The organism is Staphylococcus sp. T93 (genome assembly GCF_016743875.1).
Taxonomy (GTDB): Bacteria; Bacillota; Bacilli; order Staphylococcales; family Staphylococcaceae; genus Staphylococcus; species Staphylococcus aureus.
The window spans coordinates 317,864-336,296 of record NZ_CP068247.1 but is presented as its reverse complement, the minus strand read 5'-3'; the positions used below and the strand labels follow the sequence as shown (position 1 = coordinate 336,296).

Here is an 18,433-nt window from a genome sequence, read left to right as displayed (position 1 = left end):
CCTTATATAGATACGTTGCGATTTTTCCGTTGTTGAAATTGAATTTGCTGTTGAGAAAGTTTTTCTTTTTCCTTTTTATCCATCTCATCTTCAATTTCCATACCTAATAATTCTTCAATTAAGTCTTCATGTGACACTATCGCTTCAGTACCACCAAATTCGTCCAACACAATTGCTAAATGTTTTCTAGAAATAGTCATCTTACGTAATACCCATTCAGCTTTATTGTGTTCATTCACAAATAATGGCTTAGCTGAATAGTTTGTAATTTGATTTTCTTTTTTATTACTCCAAGCCAACAGATATTTAGAATGAAACACCCCAATAATGTTATCAATATCTCCCTCGTACACTGGATATCTAGTGTATGGCTTATTCATAACCGTTTCATAAACTTCTTCGTATGTCGCATTTGAAGCAAATGCCGTCACATTAATTCTAGGTGTTGTATCTACATCTTTTACTTTTAAATTTTCAAAATTAATGACACCTTCCAACCTACTCGTCTCAATTTCATTTAAAGCACCTTCATGTCCAGCAATTGCTAACATTGTTTTAAATTCTTCTTTTGAAAATTGATGTTCTTGAGGTTGGCCCTTAGATAAACTTCGATTAATACTGTCCGTCAACTTATTTAAAAGTAATGTGATAGGACGGAACACAATGACACAAATATTAATAATTGGATATACAAGCCTTGTTATTTTATCTGGAAATGTTGCAGCGACAGACTTGGGAATCACTTCGGAGATCAAAATGATAACAACTGTTAAAACAGCTGATGCAATACCAACGCTAATCCCCCAACGTAAAGCCATAATTGTAACAAGTGTTGGTAATAAAATATTCGCGACATTATTCCCAATTAGAATCGTTGTAATAAACTCACTTGGTTTTTCAAGTAACTTTACAATGCCTTTTGCTTTTTTATCACCTTTGTCAGCTTCAGTTTTAAATTTTGTTTTATTGGCAGCCGTTAATGCCGTCTCGCTTCCTGAAAAGAAAAACGAAATAAATATCAATATAATTATGGCAATGATCACGCGTGTAGTCTCCTTATTGTCATATCTTATTTTTATTGTAGTTACTTAATTCCCGACGTTCTCGTTTAATAAACCAGTTAAAATTCATTATATATAATAGTCTTAATAATGATAATTAATATGCATTTTTAGTCATAGTTACTTTAATGCATTCATTAGTAAAATGATGCTATAGTTCGAGCTGTTTGTTATTAATAAATTTGCATAATGAAAAATTTCAACAAATTCAGTTTATGACATAGTTATAATCATTTGAAACCATTATAATGATAACAACCAGTTTCTCATAAATTTATTCTAATTATCTTTTAAATAACTTTAGACAAGTACTTGTTTATATCCAAATATAGAAAGAAGGATTAACATGTATTTTGTTTTAGCAATATTTACAATAATCAGTGCCAGTGTAAGTTTAGGTTATTCAATTCAAGCATGTGCATCTAGCCATAATATAAATGCATATTATGCACTTAGTCGAAGCTTACCTTTATTTTTATTAGCTATTTTTTCTTTAGTCATTCATAGTGCTATATTTTTGATAACTATATCCATTGCAATGATCTTAGTTCAATTTTTAGATGCGATTGTTGGTTATAAAAGTGAAGATGTCTTTAAAACTTATGGTCCATTAGCAACATCTGTAGTGAACTTAATATTATTAATAGTTTTCTTATTTTAACTCACTTATACAACGAATCTTAATCGAACTAATATCGAATTATCTAAAGAATATTTGATGTAGCTTTCAATTAATTTAATAAAGACCAGCACTCTAATGCCACAATCATGTTGTATTTGTGTTGTCGCTTTATCCACCATCAATGATTATTTTTTACACCAATCAAAAAATCGAACTGATATAAATAAGTACAAAGCTTATCTATCAATCCGATTTAGTTATAAAACAAAAAAAGCCACAGTAATGTGGCTTTTTGTTATATTCAGTATCAAAATGGTATCAATAGCCATTTTCGGAAGTCAAGAATGGCTTAACAACGCGGTTTAAAGCTATCCAATACTACCTTCCATTTCGAACTTGATTAAACGGTTCATTTCGACCGCGTATTCCATTGGAAGTTCTTTTGTAAATGGTTCGATGAATCCCATAACAATCATTTCTGTCGCTTCTTCTTCAGAAATACCACGACTCATTAGATAGAATAATTGTTCTTCAGAAACTTTTGAAACCTTGGCTTCATGTTCTAATGATATTTGATCGTTGAATACTTCGTTATATGGAATTGTATCTGATGTTGATTCGTTATCTAAGATTAATGTATCACATTCAATATTTGAACGAGCACCTTTTGCTTTACGTCCAAAATGAACAATACCGCGATAAATAACTTTACCACCATTTTTAGAAATAGATTTAGAAACAATTGTAGAAGATGTATTAGGTGCTTTATGAATCATTTTAGCACCGGCATCTTGAACTTGTCCTTTACCAGCAAATGCAATAGATAATGTACTACCTTTTGCACCTTCACCTAAAAGAACACAGTTTGGATATTTCATCGTTAACTTAGAACCTAAGTTACCATCTACCCATTCCATATTTCCGTTTTCATAAACAAAAGTACGTTTTGTAACTAAATTGTATACATTGTTCGCCCAGTTTTGAATCGTAGTATAACGAACGTGCGCATCTTTATGCACAATGATTTCCACAACAGCAGAGTGTAAAGAACTAGTTGTATAAACTGGTGCAGTACAACCTTCTACGTAATGTACAGAAGCACCTTCATCAGCAATGATTAATGTACGTTCAAATTGACCCATGTTCTCAGAGTTAATACGGAAATAAGCTTGTAGTGGCGTATCTAGTTTGATATTTTTAGGTACATAAATGAACGAACCACCTGACCATACTGCTGAGTTTAACGCCGCAAATTTGTTATCTGCTGCAGGTACTACAGAAGCAAAGTATTTTTTGAATAATTCTTCATTTTCTTGTAAAGCACTATCTGTATCTTTAAAGATAATACCTTTTTCTTCAAGTTCTTTTTCCATATTATGGTAAACAACTTCAGATTCATATTGAGCAGAAACACCAGCTAAATATTTTTGTTCAGCTTCAGGAATTCCTAATTTATCGAAAGTTCTTTTAATTTCTTCTGGCACTTCATCCCATGAACGTTCAGCTTGTTCTGAAGGCTTTACATAGTAAGTAATGTCATCGAAATTCAATTCTGATAAGTCGCCACCCCATTGAGGCATTGGCATTTTATAAAACAATTTTAATGATTTAAGACGGAAATCTAACATCCATTCCGGCTCATTTTTCATGTTAGAAATTTCTCTAACGATATTCTCAGTTAAACCACGTTCTGATCTGAAAATGGACACATCATCGTCGTGGAATCCATATTTATAATCCCCAACATCAGGTGCTTTTTTAGCCATTTCAATCACTCCTTAAAAATATATTTACAACGGCGTGCGTAAGTTTTTAATTCATGATGTAAACCATATTATAACAATGACATGACATCTTATAAAAATTTTTATACTTTTATATGTCTAATATCAAAATTATCTATGATTAACAGCATTCTATTCTTCTTCAGTCGTACCTTCTGCTTTACCTTCTTTAGCAACAGTACCTTTTTCCAATGCTTTCCAAGCTAATGTGGCACATTTAATACGAGCTGGGAATTGAGATACACCTTGCAATGCTTCAATATCTCCCATTTCTTCTGTAATCACATAGTCTTCACCAAGCATCATTTTCGTAAATTCTTGGCTCATTTGCATTGCTTCTCCAAGTGAATGACCTTTAACAGCTTGTGTCATCATCGATGCACTTGCCATTGAAATCGAACAACCTTCACCTTCAAACTTAGCATCTTTTATAATGCCGTCTTCTATATCAAATGTTAGTCGTATACGGTCACCGCATGTCGGGTTATTCATATCTACTGTCATAGACCCGTTATCTAATACACCTTTATTTCTAGGATTTTTATAATGATCCATAATGACAGATCTATATAATTGATCTAGATTATTAAAATTCATAAGAGAAAAACTCCTTCGTTTGTTTCAAGGCATTTATTAACTGATCAACGTCTTCTTTCGTGTTGTATATATAAAAACTCGCTCTAGCTGTTGAAGACACATTTAACCATTTCATTAACGGTTGCGCACAATGATGCCCAGCTCTAACCGCTACACCTTCTGTATCTACGGCTGTAGCAACATCGTGTGGATGTACATCTTGTAAATTAAACGTTATTACACCTGCACGACGATCCTTTGGCGGGCCATAAATTTCAATTCCTTCAATTGCAGACATTTGCTCATAAGCATATATCGTTAATTCTTGTTCATATTTATGAATTGCATCAAAACCTATGCGTTCTAAATAGCGAATAGCTTCTGCAAGCCCAATTGCTTGAGCAATTAATGGAGTACCCGCCTCAAATTTAGTAGGTAAATCAGCCCATGTTGCATCATACTTACTTACAAAATCAATCATGTCGCCACCGAACTCAATCGGTTCCATTTTTTGTAGTAACTCACGTTTACCAAATAATACGCCAATACCTGTTGGTCCAAGCATTTTATGACCACTAAAACTATAAAAATCAGCATTCATTTCTTGCATATCAAGTTTCATATGTGGTGCTGCTTGCGCCCCATCAACACTGATAATTGCACCATGTTGATGAGCTATTTCTGCAATGGTTTTAACATCATTAATTGTACCGAGCACATTAGATATATGTGCAATAGCAACGATCTTTGTTTTATCATTAATCGTTTGCTTAATATCCTCGATGTTTAATTCACCGTCAGCTGTCATTGGTATAAATTTCAATGTCGCATTTTTACGCTTTGCTAACTGTTGCCAAGGAACAATATTGGCATGATGTTCCATTTCAGTGACAACAATTTCATCGCCCTCTTCAACATTTGCATCACCATAGCTATGTGCTACAAGGTTAATCGACGCAGTTGTTCCGCGTGTAAAAATGATTTCTTCAAAATACTTCGCATTAATAAAACGACGAACGGTTTCACGGGCATTTTCATAACCATCAGTTGCCAATGATCCTAATGTATGAACACCACGATGAACGTTTGAATTATAACGCTTGTAGTAATCTTCTAAAACATTTAACACTTGCACAGGCGTTTGACTTGTCGCTGTTGAATCAAGATATGCTAAACGTTTGCCATTGACTTTTTGATCTAATATCGGAAAATCCTTGATTACTTCATTAACGTCAAATGAGTGTTCGGCCACTTCATTCACGACCTTTCTTAAATAAAAATCCTAATCATTTAAATACTGACGTTGTATTAGTCTTATACCAATATCGACAGTCTATATCTATTACAAACTTTTATTTTCAAAATATTATTTAGAAACTTTGCGTTCAATTACTTCTCTCAATTGACGTTTAACGTCTTCGATAGGTAATTCACGTACTACTGGATCTAAGAAACCATGTATAACAAGACGTTCCGCTTCTCTTTGAGAAATACCACGACTCATTAAATAGTAAAGTTGATCTGGATCAACACGACCTACTGATGCAGCATGACCAGCTTGTACATCATCTTCATCAATTAATAAAATAGGATTCGCGTCACCACGAGCATGTTCAGATAACATTAATACACGTGATTCCTGATTAGCAATTGATTTAGTTCCACCATGCTTAATGTAGCCGATACCATTAAATACAGACGATGCATGTTCTTTCATAACACCATGTTTAAGGATATAACCATCTGTTTCTTTACCATATTGTACGATTTTAGATGTTAGATTAATTTTTTGTTCGCCTGTACCTACAACTACTGATTTAAGTGAACTTGTTGAACGATCACCAAATAAATTTGTTGTATTATCAATAATTTGGCTACCCTCATTCATTAAACCTAGTGCCCAATTAATTGAGGCATCCGCTTCAGTAATACCACGTCGAATGATATGACCTGTAAAGCCTTTATCCATATAGTCCACTGAGCCATATGTGATATTTGAATTTGCACCAGCAATCACTTCAGAAATAATATTTAATTGATTTCCTTCACCAGATGCATTTGATAAGTAATTTTCAACATATGTGACTTCGGCGCTTTCTTCAGTAACGATGATAACATGGTTATAAAAGCTTGCATTTTCGTCGTCGTGCAACACAACGTATTGTACTGGATGTTCTACAACTACATTTTTAGGAACATAAACAAATACGCCACCATTAACTAATGCCGTGTGTAGCGCTGTGATACGATGTTCATCTACTGTTACTGCATCTTTCATAAAGTACTTTTGTACTAAATCACTATGGTTCATAAGAGCGTCTGCTAAACCTTCAACGATAACGCCATCTTTCGATGCATTATCATCAACTTGTGTGTACGCAATCGTATTATTATGTTGAATTACTAAGTTTTTAGAATGATCTACGTCAATAATTTCTCTTACTGACTCAGGTAATTGTGATAAAGATTGATAAACATCACCTTTTACATCGTGTTGTTTAAAAGAATCAAAATCCCATTTTCTTAATTTTGTTTTATCAGGTTTTGGCATTTCTAAAGTTTCTGTTAATTTCAAAGCTTTTTTACGTAATTCTGTCATCCAAGAAGGTTCATTGTGGGCTTTAGAATAATCAACAAGTTGTTCTTCAGAAATGTTCAAAATATCAGTTGTCATAACTTTTTCCTCCTACTTGATGAAATTTACTATTTCGTATAAATGTTCATTTTCATCATATATAGATGAACATCTCATGGATACTGTATTAATAAGATTATTCAGCTGAACCGAACTCTTCTTTAACCCATTCATATCCTTCTTCTTCAAGACGTTTTGCTAATTCTGGACCACCAGATTTAACGACTTTACCAGCATACATTACATGTACTTTATCAGGAGTAATGTAATTTAATAATCGTTGATAGTGTGTAATCATTAATGCACCAAAGTTTTCCCCACGCATTTGGTTAATACCTTTAGATACAACTTTTAATGCATCGATGTCTAACCCTGAATCGATTTCATCTAAGATTGCAAACTTAGGTTCTAACATCATTAATTGTAAGATTTCGTTACGTTTCTTCTCTCCACCTGAGAAACCTTCATTTAAATAACGTTGTGCCATGTCTTTATCTATGTCTAGAAAATCCATGTTTTTATCTAATTTCTTAATAAATTGCATTAAGTTGATTTCTTGTCCTTCTTCACGTTTCGCATTGATTGCTGAACGCATGAAATCAGCATTTGTAACACCTGTAATTTCTGATGGATATTGCATTGCCAAGAATAATCCTGCTTTTGCTCTTTCATCAACTTCTAATTCTAAAATATTTACACCGTCTAAAAGTACTTCTCCTTTAGTTACTTCATAGCTTGGGTGTCCCATAATTGCAGATGATAAAGTTGATTTACCTGTCCCGTTTGGTCCCATAATCGCATGTATTTCATCAGTGTTAATTGTCAAGTTAACACCTTTTAAGATTTCTTTATCCTCAATAGACACATGTAGGTCTTTGATTTCTAATGTTGATGCCATTTTATATTCCCTCCGTAAAATATAAAGTTTTCTTAACTAGTTTATAATAATTTTAATTTGTAGTCAAAAAGACTTTGTAATAATGCGTTCAGTTAATTATAACTTACTTATACCTTAATATAAACAACTTAAACCCTTTTTATTATTTTTAATAACTCTAAAGTACAACTCTAATCCGCTCTCTTTAAAAATATAAATGATAATAAGTGCACATAATTTCTCAATGGATTTTATGAATTTAAAATATGTTATCATTTCACTAGGACATTTGTAATATGGTATGATGCTATTTATGATTTTATTCCAATCGTTTGAAAGGAGTTATTCATGCAACAATTTAAATGGATTAATATTCTAAAAGGTTTTGCTATGGGAACGAGTGACTTGGTACCTGGTGTTAGCGGTGGGACTATCGCATTATTGTTAGGTATTTACAATCAATTTATCGCTTCAATTAGCGGCATATTCTCACGACGTTTTTGGCCAAGTTTTACATTTTTAATCCCCATTATAATTGGAATGTTACTGGCAATGGGATCACTAAGTAATCTTTTTAATTATTTATTAAGCCAACACCATATTCCAACTATGTTTTTCTTTGGTGGATTAATCATTGGTATCGTTCCATATTTATTGAAAATTTCTAACTATAAAACGTCATTTACAACTAAACATTACATGATGGTTATAGCTGGTATCGCTATCTTAATTGTTATTACATTAATGAATAATGGTGATAAACATGCTGGAGAAACACTTACTCTATCAACTAGTCTTATTATTAAATATTTTATTGCAGGTATGTGTGCATCTAGTGCTATGTTACTCCCAGGTATTTCAGGGTCATTTATGTTATTAGTATTTGGCGTCTATGGTACGGTCATGCTAGCAATATCTGAAGTTGTTAAACTTAACTTTGCAGGTCTTCCTATATTACTTGCAGTCGGATTTGGCGTGCTTGCTGGATTCATTATTTCAAGCAAAATTATCCAGTATTTCCTAACACATCATAAACTAATGACTTTTGCATTAATCATTGGTTTTGTTGTTGGCTCCCTCTTTGCAGTATTTCCAGGTTTACCAACTAATATCGTGATGTGGTTCGTTTCATTAGTAGTATTTATCATCGGTTTTATTGTAAGTTTGACTTTAGGTCGAATTACCGCTGAAAATGAATAATCATTTTAGGGGTGATAAAATATTTTCAGTATCTCGTTAATCATATGCAATATATGTCTCGTTTTGTATACATATTATTGGATATCATTAGCGAGTTTTTATTTAGTTTTTTTCTAACATTAAAATAATTATTAATAAATTTTGGTATCCACTTTTTTAATACAAAAACCACCTAGCCGATGGTTATACCGACTAAGTGGCATGTGCAGTGTATTAGGAATAAAAAGTAAAATTACTCGCCTTTGTTACCTTTTACTTTATCAATAAAATCAGTTGCTTTTTCTTTTGCATTTTCAACGAATTCTTTCGCTTTACCAGAAGCTTTATCTTCTTTACCTTCGTTTTCTAAATTTTTATTATCAGTAACATTACCTACTGTTTCTTTAACATTACCTTTTGCTTGTTCAAATTTACTTTCGTCTGCCATAATAAATGCCTCCTCGGAATAATTAAATGTTATATATAATACTTACCCACTGAAAAATTATCTAAACATTTTACTTAAATAATTTTTGATATTGATTTGACGTCATTTTATAACTAGCGAAATAGATTCATCATTAACTTGAGGGAGTGGGACTGAAATAATAAAGAATCACTAATGATTTATGATGTATTAGTCACTAGCCATGTGAAATTAAAAATAAGAATAAATGAGTAGCACGCATGCATATAGGATTTTACTTTATCCGTAATAGCATCTCATTCCTAAATATCATATAAATACCTGTTTAAATTAAAAAGCCCAGCAACATCACGTTACTGAGCCATTAATATGATTTATTTAGCAGGAATAACTGCACCATTGTATTTTTCATTAATGAAGTCTTGAATATCTTTAGATTGTAATACTTCAATTAATGCTTTGATTTTCTTATCATCTTGATGTCCTTCTTTAACAGCAATTAAGTTTGCATAAGGATTATCTTTCGCACTTTCTACAGCAATAGAATCTTTTTTAGGATTTAGTTTTTGTTCGATTGCAAAGTTCGAATTAATGATAACAGCATCAGCGTCTTCATTTTGATAAATTTTAGGTAAGAATTCTGCTGATTGTTTATTATTAAACTTAATATCTTTTTTATTCTCTGTAATATCACTAAACTTAGCATCTTCAATTTTTACGCCTTTTTTGATTTTAATTAAACCTGCATCAACGAAGAATTTTAAGAAACGTCCTTGTTCAGCTGGATTATTAGACACATAGACTGTTGCACCTTTTGGTAATTCTTTTAAACTTTTATACTTTTTAGAGTATACAGCCATAGGTTCTAAGTGAACATCACCGGCACTTACGATTTTGTAACCTTTATCCTTTTTCTCTGTGTTTAAATATGGTGTATGTTGGAAATAGTTTGCGTCAATTTCACCTTTGTCTAGTAATTTATTAGGTGTAGTGTAATCGTTAATTGTTTTAATATCTAGTTCATAACCTTTTTTCTCTAATAATGGTTTTGCTTTTTCTAAAATTTCAGCATGTGGTGCTGGTGAAGCACCTACTGTTATTTTCTTGTCGTCACTGCCACTTTTGTTTCCATTACCGCAAGCTGCTAATACAACTGCAAATGTTAATACTAAAATAAGACCAAATAATTTTTTCATAAAATGAAACCCCCAATTTATCGTTTATCAAGTTTATTTGTAAGCCAATCCCCAATGAATTGGATTATAAATACAATAATTAAAATAAAAACTGTTGATACTAAAATGACATCATTTTGATTTCGAGTGAAACCTGTTAAGTATGCTAAATTTCCTAAACCACCGGCACCAATTACACCTGCAACTGCTGTTGAACCAACTAAAGCGATTGCTGTAACTGTAATGCCAGACACTAGCGCTGGCATAGCTTCAGGTAAAAGGACTTTACGAATTACTGTCCAAGTATTAGCGCCCATTGACCAAGCCGCTTCGATGACACCTTTATCAATTTCTTTAAAAGCAATTTCTACGAGCCTTGCATAAAACGGTGCTGCGCCAATGATCAAGGCTGGTAACGCACCTGTCGGACCACTTATCGTTCCAAGTATCAAACTTGTAAATGGAATTAATAATAAAATTAAAATAATAAATGGTATCGCTCTAAATAAGTTAACAATGAAAGAAACGATAGAATAAAATAACCTTGCACCGATAGACTTACCTTTAGCAGACAAGAATAATAACACACCTAAAATAAGACCAAGTATAAATGCAAATATAGTTGAGACGACTGTCATGTATAGTGTTTCGACTATTGCAGTCCAAACTTCTGGCCACTGAATATTAGGCATTGTAATCATTTCATTTATAATTTCACTAAATGATTTACCCATGTCTTAACACCTCCATTTTAACTTGTCGCTCAATTAACTCTTTTTCGAATTTTCCGAAATCTACACTTGAAATATATGGAATATGCAGAACTAAAAAGCCGACTGTTCCATTTTTTGTATTTTTAATATTTGCTTCTAAAATATTAATTTTAATATCATAGGCAGTTGATAGACTCGATACAATAGGCTCGGTTGTTGTTGAACCAGCGAAAACTAATCTAACGATATATGCATCTTTTTCTAATGGCTCTAATTCTGTTAAAGATGTTTCGAAATCATCATTTAAATCGTCTTTCACAAATCGTTTTGTCACAGTGTGTTGCGGATTTTCAAAAACCTGTGTCACCGGTCCTTGTTCTATCACTTTACCACTTTCCATAACTGCAACTTCATCACAAATACGACGAATGACATGCATTTCATGCGTAATTAGTACAATTGTTAAATTTTGTTGTTCTCTAATTTTTAGTAGTAGATCTAAAATTTCATCTGTTGTTTGCGGATCAAGTGCACTTGTTGCCTCATCACAAAGCAAGACCGTTGGATCATTAGCTAACGCTCGTGCAATCCCAACACGTTGCTTTTGTCCACCTGATAACTCTGATGGATAAGCCTTTTCTCTACCTTTTAAACCGACGAGTTCGACAAGTTCTAATGCTTTTTGCTTAGCTCTCCTTCTAGGGACACCTGCAATTTCAAGCGGAAACATAATATTTTTTAACACAGTCCTTGACCATAACAAATTAAAATGTTGGAAGATCATACTTACTTTTTGTCTTTTTGCTCTTAATCCATTTTTGGACAATTGACCTATATGGTCTCCATCTATAATAACTTCACCTGATGTAGGCGCTTCTAAATGATTAAACATTCGAATCAAAGTACTTTTTCCTGCTCCAGAAAAACCAATGACGCCATAAATCGATCCTGCTCGAATCGATAAATTAACGTGATCTACAGCAAGGACTTCTTTATTTTTAGTCCGATATTCTTTAACAACTTCTTTTAATTCAATCACGTTGATTCCTCCCTGTGTTGCTTAATAAAATAAAAAATGCTTTCTCAATATCGATAGAAAAATTGAGAAAGCAATAGTAGTATTGTTTCTCTCATCTTCAAAAGTTAAAACTTTATGTGAATTGGCACCATTTCTATATAAGACGGTTGCCGGGCTTCGTAGGGCACATCCCTCCACCACTCTCGATAAGAGTTTACGCATCATTTAATTTGTATTAATCCTAACACCTTAGTAAAATTTCGTCAATAACTATTTTAAATTTTCTAACAAATCAGTCACCGATTTAAATGCATAAATTCGTTTTACTTCTTTATCTTTATTCATCAACAATAAAATCGGCGTAGACATGATTTGCATATCTTTACAAAACTGAGGATAAAAGTTTAAATCTATTTTCAATAATGGTAACTGCAATATTTCATTAGCAATGTCTAACATTCTTTCTGAAACCTTACAAGTACCACACGTTGGTGTATAACCAAAGATTAAATGTTTGTCTTCCTCATAAAATGTAGTTACATCTTTGATGTCTAATGAATTATTCATTTACTAAAACTAACCTTTCATTATTTATATTCGGTAAAAGAGGTGTTTCTTTCTTACAAGTAAAGCCATGTTTTGAAAGTACATGCGCCAAATATTGTTTGGGGCAATTCGCAACTTGACAGTAAGTTTTATCAATAAATATATGTTCACTTTCACTCAAATAACGTTTAAACCAATTTCTAATTCGATCTCCTTCGTCATCAGAATCGGCTAATACAAAAACTTGTTTATCATACAGTGATTCTATCATATCATCAAGCTTATCTATACTCATTGTTCCATGAGTACAAATAATATTGACTGGTTCTGCAATAACCTGTTGCACCCTTTTTTTATCAGATTTTCCTTCAACAATTATCACTTTATTTACAATAGCCATCATCATCACCCTTTAAAATCAATAAACATCTGTCACTGTATCATTTCACAAAATTGGTATGAATAAAACATAAATCACAAAAAATTTAAACTAGCTTAATATAATAATTACAAACTCAATGTTTGACTAGCTGGAACATTTAACATAAGCAGACAAAGGCTAAGTCAAAAATCAACATCCTAAAATCTACAATGTTATATTAACAATAGTTAACCAAAAGAAAATACACCTATAACAAACTTTTCAATTATAGCGGGGCCCCAACACAGAAGCTGATGGTAAGTCAGCTTACAATAATGTGCAAGTTGGCGGGGCCCCAACATAAAGAAATACTTTTTCTTTAGAAATTAGTATTTCTTATGCATGAGTTTTACTCATGTATTCCTATTTTTAAATACACATTAGCTGTGGCTTATGAAAACAGGCTGGGACATAAATCAATGTTCTATGCTCTACGAAGTTATATTGGCAGTAGTTGACTGAACGAAAATGCGCTTGTAACAAGCTTTTTTCAATTCTAGTCAGGGGCCCCAACACAGAGAATTTCGAAAAGAAATTCTACAGGCAATGCAAGTTGGGGATGGGCCCCAACAAAGAGAAATTGGATTCCCAATTTCTACAGACAATGCAAGTTGGGGTGGGACGACGAAATAAATTTTGCGAAAATATCATTTATGTCCCACTCCCTAGATTGATCTATAGATACTACACTTATTAAAGTAATATATTTTTATGATTCTCTTAGCTGCAATCCCATGAATACATGTAATCATCAAACTTCATAGCCTCAAGGTCAGTAGATTTCACTAAGATATTGGCAATACCTAAATCACCCCATATAATCGAAGAATTACCATCTCTTGTAGAATCAATTTGCAGTAAGACTCTATCATACATTTTCAGTTCTTGATCGTTCGTTCTTGGATCTATTTGGTCAAAATATGGATAACCACCAAGTTGATTAAATGGTTCCTTAGCAGTAAATGTGTTACACACAGGTTCCATCAATTCATCATAACCACCAAACATTGATTTTAGCGCGAAGGATGGATTGACTTTATTCCACAATGCAAGCACGTCCTCATCGTACTTATAATCAGTACATGTAATAGTTTGTTTCGACAATCTAAATTCTATAGAAAATGCTCCACTGAACGGGATATCCTCATTATCAGCATCTAATGACTTCAAATGCGCTTGAATATTTTCGAGTGATAAATCTGTAATTGGCTCTTTTATATAAACAAGCCTTGAGTTTATATTGTTTCCCTTTAAATTTTCAGACATTCCATACATTTGATCTTCTGAACTAATCCAAAACTGCAATATCCCTTCTTTTACAGGAAATAATTCTTGTTGTTCTGGAAGATCATCCAAATTAATCTGTGCTAGCAATACCATTGGTACATTATTTTCATCTAATGGTATATCTTTAAAAGATTTTAAAAATGGCATTCCACCAATCTTACTCTGGTTTAATGTTTCTTCTTGCATCTCTTTTAGATCCATTTCAATACATGGTAGTACTGGTAAATTACCGTTTTCTACAGATTCTACGAAACGGTTATATGCTTTTTGCTCCTTTTTAGAAAGATGACTAACGTCTTGAATGTTTAGCATATTAACTTCCCCCAATTTTTATTTTTAAAATAGCTAAATTCATTATTTCCATCATTCTTGAATAATAAAATGTAGCAATACTCCAAATAATAGTACCTAATAATTTTTCTTTCATATCATTTATTTTCTCAGACTAAAAATAAACTCCTCAATCTTAGATTAAGGAGTTACACGGTGATTATTCACCAATCATTTCTGAATATTTTTCAGCTGTTAATAAAGCTTCAATCTGACTTTCATCACTAATTTCTACTTTTACCATCCATGCTTTTTCGTATGGAGATTCATTTACAAATTCGGGACTATCTTCTAGTTCTTCGTTGACTTCAACTACTTTACCAGAGATTGGTGCATATAATTCTGATACAGTTTTAACTGATTCTACGCTACCAAACGTATCCCCTTCATTAATTTCATCATCTGTTTCTGGTAATTCAACGAAAACAATATCACCTAACTCGCTTTGTGCGTATTCTGTGATTCCAATTATTGCTACATTACCTTCAACTTTAACCCATTCATGCTCTTTTGAATATTTCAATTCATTTGGTACTGCCAAGAGAATCCCCTCCTAATTAATCTTTACATCATTAATGATGCCATAAGGCTAGATGCTATTCAACTATATTTATAAAAATTAACAATTGTATAGCTTATTTCATTTTACATGTAATGAATCTAAATATCGAGATATTTAGTAAACGCTTACATTTCACTTACGCTAACCAAGTCTCTTTATATTGATCTTCTTTAAATCCTAATGTTATCTTATCGCCCATTACTGCTAGAGGACGCTTTACTAACATACCATCAGATGATAACAACTCTAACTTTTCATCATCTGATAAAGTTTGTAATTTATTTTTCAAATCAAGCTCACGATATTTCGCGCCGTGTGTATTAAACAATTTATTAATTTCTACGCCTGTATTTGCAATTATTGTTTTAAATTCATTTATTGTAGGTGTATGTTGAACGATATCAATTGGTTCATAACTTACGCCATATTCATCTAAAAACTTTGCTGCCTTTTTACAAGTTGTACAATTCTTATATTGGTAAAATTTAATCATACGACTGCAACCTCCTTTATGTATTTAAAATAAATATATCATTTTCCAAAGCAAAAGGCTTTCATTTTGAAGCTAAAATTTTTTATTATGATATAAATTTAGCTATAATAAAAATTATTAAACTATCTAGAGGAGTTGTTACAATGCAATCAATCAAAAGTAATGAATCATTTAAATCTGTAATTAATAGCGATACACCTGTAATTGTTAAATTTGAGGCAGGATGGTGCCCAGACTGTCGTGCTATGGATTTATGGATTGACCCAATCGTAGAACAATATAATGATTACCAATGGTATACTGTTAATCGTGATGAATTAGAAGATGTAGTTGTTGAAAATGAAGTTATGGGTATCCCTAGCTTGCTAGTATTTAAAAACGGCGATAAAATTGCACACCTTCATTCAGCAAATGCTAAGTCACCTGAACAAGTTGAATCATTTTTAGCAGAAACTTTTAAATAAATACTAAAATAAAAATGTGTATATACTGCACAATAAAAAGCTGAGACTGTTATTGTACCGACTCTAGTAAGTTAGATTAAATCTCTAACTCGATAGATGTCCATCAATTCATGACTCAGCTTTTATTAATGTTTCTATAATTATACATATTAATATAATGTAATTAAGTTTCTATTTTTACGTGGTGCTTTAGGCATATCTTCTTCTAAATCCGTTAAATATAAGAATCCAGCAAGAACTTCATCTTTCTTTATACCAAGTGTTTTTCTTACTTTAGGATCATAGATATATAATGGCGATTTCCAACATGTACCTATTCCCGCTTCATAAAGTAACAACATAAGATTTTGTGCATATGCACCAAATGCAAAGTAGTTTTCATCATTTTGACGTTGTCTTGGATCTGTTTTTAAAATAAGCAATAACATGCCACCTAGTTTCGTAACTGCATCATAATGACATTGTTGCTTATCTAATTCATTAGGAAATGCAAATTTAGAAATATCCTTACTCATATCTCCTAATCTGTCTTTCGGAACATGCACAACTCTCCATGGTTCCCTCATTCCGTGATTTGGAGCATCAGCAGCTTTCTCAATTGCTTGATATAGCAATGCGTCATCTATGTGCATATCTCTTTTAAATTTTTTCACACTTCTTCTATTAGCTATTGCTTGTTGTAATTCCATCTAAAATCGCTCCTCCACGAACAATGATAATACTTCTCAATTATAAGACAGCACTTACACAAAAGCAACCTAATTCATTTTATTAGTATAAAGTCACTTGTGCTTTTAAATCAGTAACATCAATCTGTCCTGGAGCTTGTGGTACTCCGATACAACCATAAGTCAACGCACCACCAAAAACGCCTTGAGCCGTTCTACTTATTAGTCCAAGTTTAGACATTGAAATACCAACAACTTTGCAGTCCATAGTATCTGAAAATGTAGACATTGCCTGCAATAAATTTAACACATCATTTTTATTATGTGGCATTACTGCTAATTTAACGTATTCTGGGTTGAATTTTTGCATTTTAAAAAATATAAATTGCAATTCATCTAATGGAGGCGTACTTTCGAAATTATGATGTGATATAACCACCTCTTTATTATACTGTTGCAAATGTGTAATGATTCGTTGATGTTTTTCAATGTCAATATCTGCTTGCCATTCTATATCAATCATATCTATGCCATTGATATTTGCTAAGTCTGATATTAAATTAAGATACGAGTCATTTGTAAATTGCCCATAGCCACCTTGTAACTTTGTACGATACGTAACTAATAATTTGAATGAATCTTGCATAACCTTCAGCTTTGTAATCATTTCTGCCACTTGATCAACTGTGACATTTTCAATTTGATCAATTCGTAATTCTAATACGTCTATTGCATCAATACGATGATTAATTTTTTGAATTAAAGTTTCTTCGATAGATAATTGTGGCGCGATAGTCGCTACTACTTCCACATGTGTCATAGTGAATCCCTCATTTCAGATACTCATTATTTTTATTGTAAACAACAACTTTTTATCCTTCAATCAAACAATGCTATAAATGAAAATGATTAAGGTATTTTCGAATGGGTAAAGCATAAATGTATTTTAAATTAGGAGGTTATAAGTATGGCAATACATTATGAAACTAAAGCGACGAATGTTGGCGGACGTAAAGGACATGTTTATACTGATGATCGAGCATTAGATATTGATATCGTTCCGCCTGCTCAAGCAGATGGTAAAGCTACTAACCCCGAACAATTATTTGCAGCAGGTTATGCATCTTGCTTCAACGGTGCTTTCGACCTAATTTTAAAGCAAAACAAAGTGCGTGATGCTCATCCAGAAGTAACACTAACAGTGAGACTAGAAGATGATTCAGACTCAGAAAGTCCTAAATTAAGTGTTTCAATTGATGCGACAATTAAAAATGTTATATCTCAAGAAGAAGCTGAAAAATATTTACAAATGGCTCATGAATTTTGTCCATATTCAAAAGCGACTCAAGGAAATATTAATGTCGATTTAAATGTAAATGTTGTAGATTAGCATTAACTTAAAGAGATTATTCAACGTTATTAATAAAATTCACATAAAATTCAAATTTGCCAACCAAAAATTTTTGGTTGGTTATTTTTTCTATTCGTGATTGAAATTTCTGGCAATATTTAACTGAAAATGATTGTACCTTAGTCATCATAAATGTGACCGGTTCCAATACTGGCTTGACTTCTTCGCATACCGTCTACAAATA

General features: G+C 32.3%; 22 protein-coding genes and 1 riboswitch. Of the genes, 4 read left to right on the top strand and 18 right to left on the bottom strand.

The window, feature by feature from the left end; all coding sequences use genetic code 11:
* Positions 1-2: 2 nt before the first annotated feature.
* The gene (locus JG553_RS01655) at positions 3-1,043 is read right to left on the bottom strand and encodes a hemolysin family protein (RefSeq protein ID WP_000582332.1); all 1,041 of its coding nucleotides are present in this window, start codon (positions 1,041-1,043) and stop codon (positions 3-5) included.
* 364 nt (positions 1,044-1,407) lie between these two features.
* On the opposite strand from JG553_RS01655, the gene JG553_RS01650 reads away from it, so the two are divergent.
* Positions 1,408-1,722 (top strand): hypothetical protein, encoded by a 315-nt coding sequence (locus JG553_RS01650; RefSeq protein WP_000274029.1) that lies wholly within the window; start codon positions 1,408-1,410, stop codon positions 1,720-1,722.
* Between the two features lie 5 nt (positions 1,723-1,727).
* On the opposite strand, the gene JG553_RS01645 is transcribed toward JG553_RS01650, so the two are convergent.
* From JG553_RS01645 to sufC, 6 genes are all read right to left on the bottom strand, one after another.
* Positions 1,728-1,865 carry a chorismate mutase gene (locus JG553_RS01645; protein WP_001790198.1) on the bottom strand — a complete coding sequence of 46 codons (138 nt, stop codon included), beginning with the start codon at positions 1,863-1,865 and terminating at the stop codon, positions 1,728-1,730.
* 186 nt (positions 1,866-2,051) lie between these two features.
* On the bottom strand, positions 2,052-3,449 hold the full coding sequence (gene sufB, locus JG553_RS01640; RefSeq protein ID WP_001074405.1) for a Fe-S cluster assembly protein SufB: 1,398 nt from the start codon (positions 3,447-3,449) through the stop codon (positions 2,052-2,054).
* A gap of 150 nt (positions 3,450-3,599) precedes the next feature.
* On the bottom strand, positions 3,600-4,064 hold the full coding sequence (gene sufU / locus JG553_RS01635) for a Fe-S cluster assembly sulfur transfer protein SufU (protein ID WP_001010508.1): 465 nt from the start codon (positions 4,062-4,064) through the stop codon (positions 3,600-3,602).
* Positions 4,054-5,304 (bottom strand): cysteine desulfurase, encoded by a 1,251-nt coding sequence (locus JG553_RS01630; protein ID WP_001006454.1) that lies wholly within the window; start codon positions 5,302-5,304, stop codon positions 4,054-4,056. Before JG553_RS01630 ends, sufU begins: the two co-directional genes overlap by 11 nt.
* A gap of 105 nt (positions 5,305-5,409) precedes the next feature.
* Positions 5,410-6,717, bottom strand: coding sequence for a Fe-S cluster assembly protein SufD (gene sufD / locus JG553_RS01625; protein WP_000205572.1), 1,308 nt, complete (start codon positions 6,715-6,717; stop codon positions 5,410-5,412).
* A gap of 97 nt (positions 6,718-6,814) precedes the next feature.
* Positions 6,815-7,576: a Fe-S cluster assembly ATPase SufC gene (gene sufC / locus JG553_RS01620; protein ID WP_000168845.1), complete on the bottom strand. Its 762-nt coding sequence runs from the start codon at positions 7,574-7,576 to the stop codon at positions 6,815-6,817.
* A gap of 327 nt (positions 7,577-7,903) precedes the next feature.
* Here sufC and popT point away from each other — a divergent pair, with 327 nt between their 5' ends.
* Positions 7,904-8,755, top strand: coding sequence for a polyprenyl-phosphate transporter PopT (popT, locus tag JG553_RS01615; protein WP_001183858.1), 852 nt, complete (start codon positions 7,904-7,906; stop codon positions 8,753-8,755).
* Positions 8,756-8,987: 232 nt separating this feature from the next.
* Here popT and JG553_RS01610 read toward each other — a convergent pair whose 3' ends face one another.
* The 9 genes from JG553_RS01610 to JG553_RS01570 all read right to left on the bottom strand — a co-directional run bounded on the left by JG553_RS01610 (position 8,988) and on the right by JG553_RS01570 (position 15,706).
* The gene (locus tag JG553_RS01610) at positions 8,988-9,182 is read right to left on the bottom strand and encodes a CsbD family protein (protein WP_000752917.1); all 195 of its coding nucleotides are present in this window, start codon (positions 9,180-9,182) and stop codon (positions 8,988-8,990) included.
* Between the two features lie 353 nt (positions 9,183-9,535).
* Positions 9,536-10,357: a MetQ/NlpA family ABC transporter substrate-binding protein gene (locus tag JG553_RS01605; protein WP_000732326.1), complete on the bottom strand. Its 822-nt coding sequence runs from the start codon at positions 10,355-10,357 to the stop codon at positions 9,536-9,538.
* Positions 10,358-10,374: 17 nt separating this feature from the next.
* Positions 10,375-11,070, bottom strand: a complete 696-nt coding sequence (locus JG553_RS01600; RefSeq protein WP_000520233.1) for a methionine ABC transporter permease — start codon at positions 11,068-11,070, stop codon at positions 10,375-10,377.
* Positions 11,063-12,088, bottom strand: coding sequence for a methionine ABC transporter ATP-binding protein (locus JG553_RS01595; RefSeq protein WP_000571218.1), 1,026 nt, complete (start codon positions 12,086-12,088; stop codon positions 11,063-11,065). Before JG553_RS01595 ends, JG553_RS01600 begins: the two co-directional genes overlap by 8 nt.
* 88 nt (positions 12,089-12,176) lie before the next feature.
* Positions 12,177-12,280, bottom strand: a riboswitch (SAM riboswitch).
* Between the two features lie 57 nt (positions 12,281-12,337).
* On the bottom strand, positions 12,338-12,634 hold the full coding sequence (locus JG553_RS01590) for a thioredoxin family protein (RefSeq protein ID WP_001065801.1): 297 nt from the start codon (positions 12,632-12,634) through the stop codon (positions 12,338-12,340).
* Complete coding sequence (locus JG553_RS01585; RefSeq protein ID WP_001018962.1) at positions 12,627-13,013, bottom strand: toprim domain-containing protein; 387 nt, start codon at positions 13,011-13,013, stop codon at positions 12,627-12,629. Before JG553_RS01585 ends, JG553_RS01590 begins: the two co-directional genes overlap by 8 nt.
* 741 nt (positions 13,014-13,754) lie before the next feature.
* Positions 13,755-14,633: a YwqG family protein gene (locus JG553_RS01580; protein ID WP_000932216.1), complete on the bottom strand. Its 879-nt coding sequence runs from the start codon at positions 14,631-14,633 to the stop codon at positions 13,755-13,757.
* Positions 14,634-14,811: 178 nt separating this feature from the next.
* Positions 14,812-15,192, bottom strand: a complete 381-nt coding sequence (gene gcvH, locus JG553_RS01575; protein ID WP_000290485.1) for a glycine cleavage system protein GcvH — start codon at positions 15,190-15,192, stop codon at positions 14,812-14,814.
* Between the two features lie 157 nt (positions 15,193-15,349).
* Positions 15,350-15,706, bottom strand: a complete 357-nt coding sequence (locus tag JG553_RS01570; RefSeq protein ID WP_000589549.1) for an arsenate reductase family protein — start codon at positions 15,704-15,706, stop codon at positions 15,350-15,352.
* Positions 15,707-15,849: 143 nt separating this feature from the next.
* Here JG553_RS01570 and JG553_RS01565 point away from each other — a divergent pair, with 143 nt between their 5' ends.
* Positions 15,850-16,170: a thioredoxin family protein gene (locus tag JG553_RS01565; protein ID WP_001190695.1), complete on the top strand. Its 321-nt coding sequence runs from the start codon at positions 15,850-15,852 to the stop codon at positions 16,168-16,170.
* A gap of 149 nt (positions 16,171-16,319) precedes the next feature.
* Here the strand turns inward: JG553_RS01565 and JG553_RS01560 are convergent, their stop codons facing one another.
* Both JG553_RS01560 and aroD read right to left on the bottom strand, forming a co-directional pair.
* A complete protein-coding gene (locus JG553_RS01560; RefSeq protein ID WP_000422908.1) occupies positions 16,320-16,859 on the bottom strand; it encodes a nitroreductase family protein in 540 nt (179 codons plus the stop codon).
* Positions 16,860-16,941: 82 nt separating this feature from the next.
* The gene (gene aroD / locus JG553_RS01555) at positions 16,942-17,658 is read right to left on the bottom strand and encodes a type I 3-dehydroquinate dehydratase (protein ID WP_000150017.1); all 717 of its coding nucleotides are present in this window, start codon (positions 17,656-17,658) and stop codon (positions 16,942-16,944) included.
* Between the two features lie 147 nt (positions 17,659-17,805).
* Between aroD and JG553_RS01550 the strand changes: the two genes are divergently transcribed.
* The gene (locus JG553_RS01550; protein ID WP_000974460.1) at positions 17,806-18,228 is read left to right on the top strand and encodes an organic hydroperoxide resistance protein; all 423 of its coding nucleotides are present in this window, start codon (positions 17,806-17,808) and stop codon (positions 18,226-18,228) included.
* The last annotated feature ends 205 nt before the right edge of the window (positions 18,229-18,433 follow it).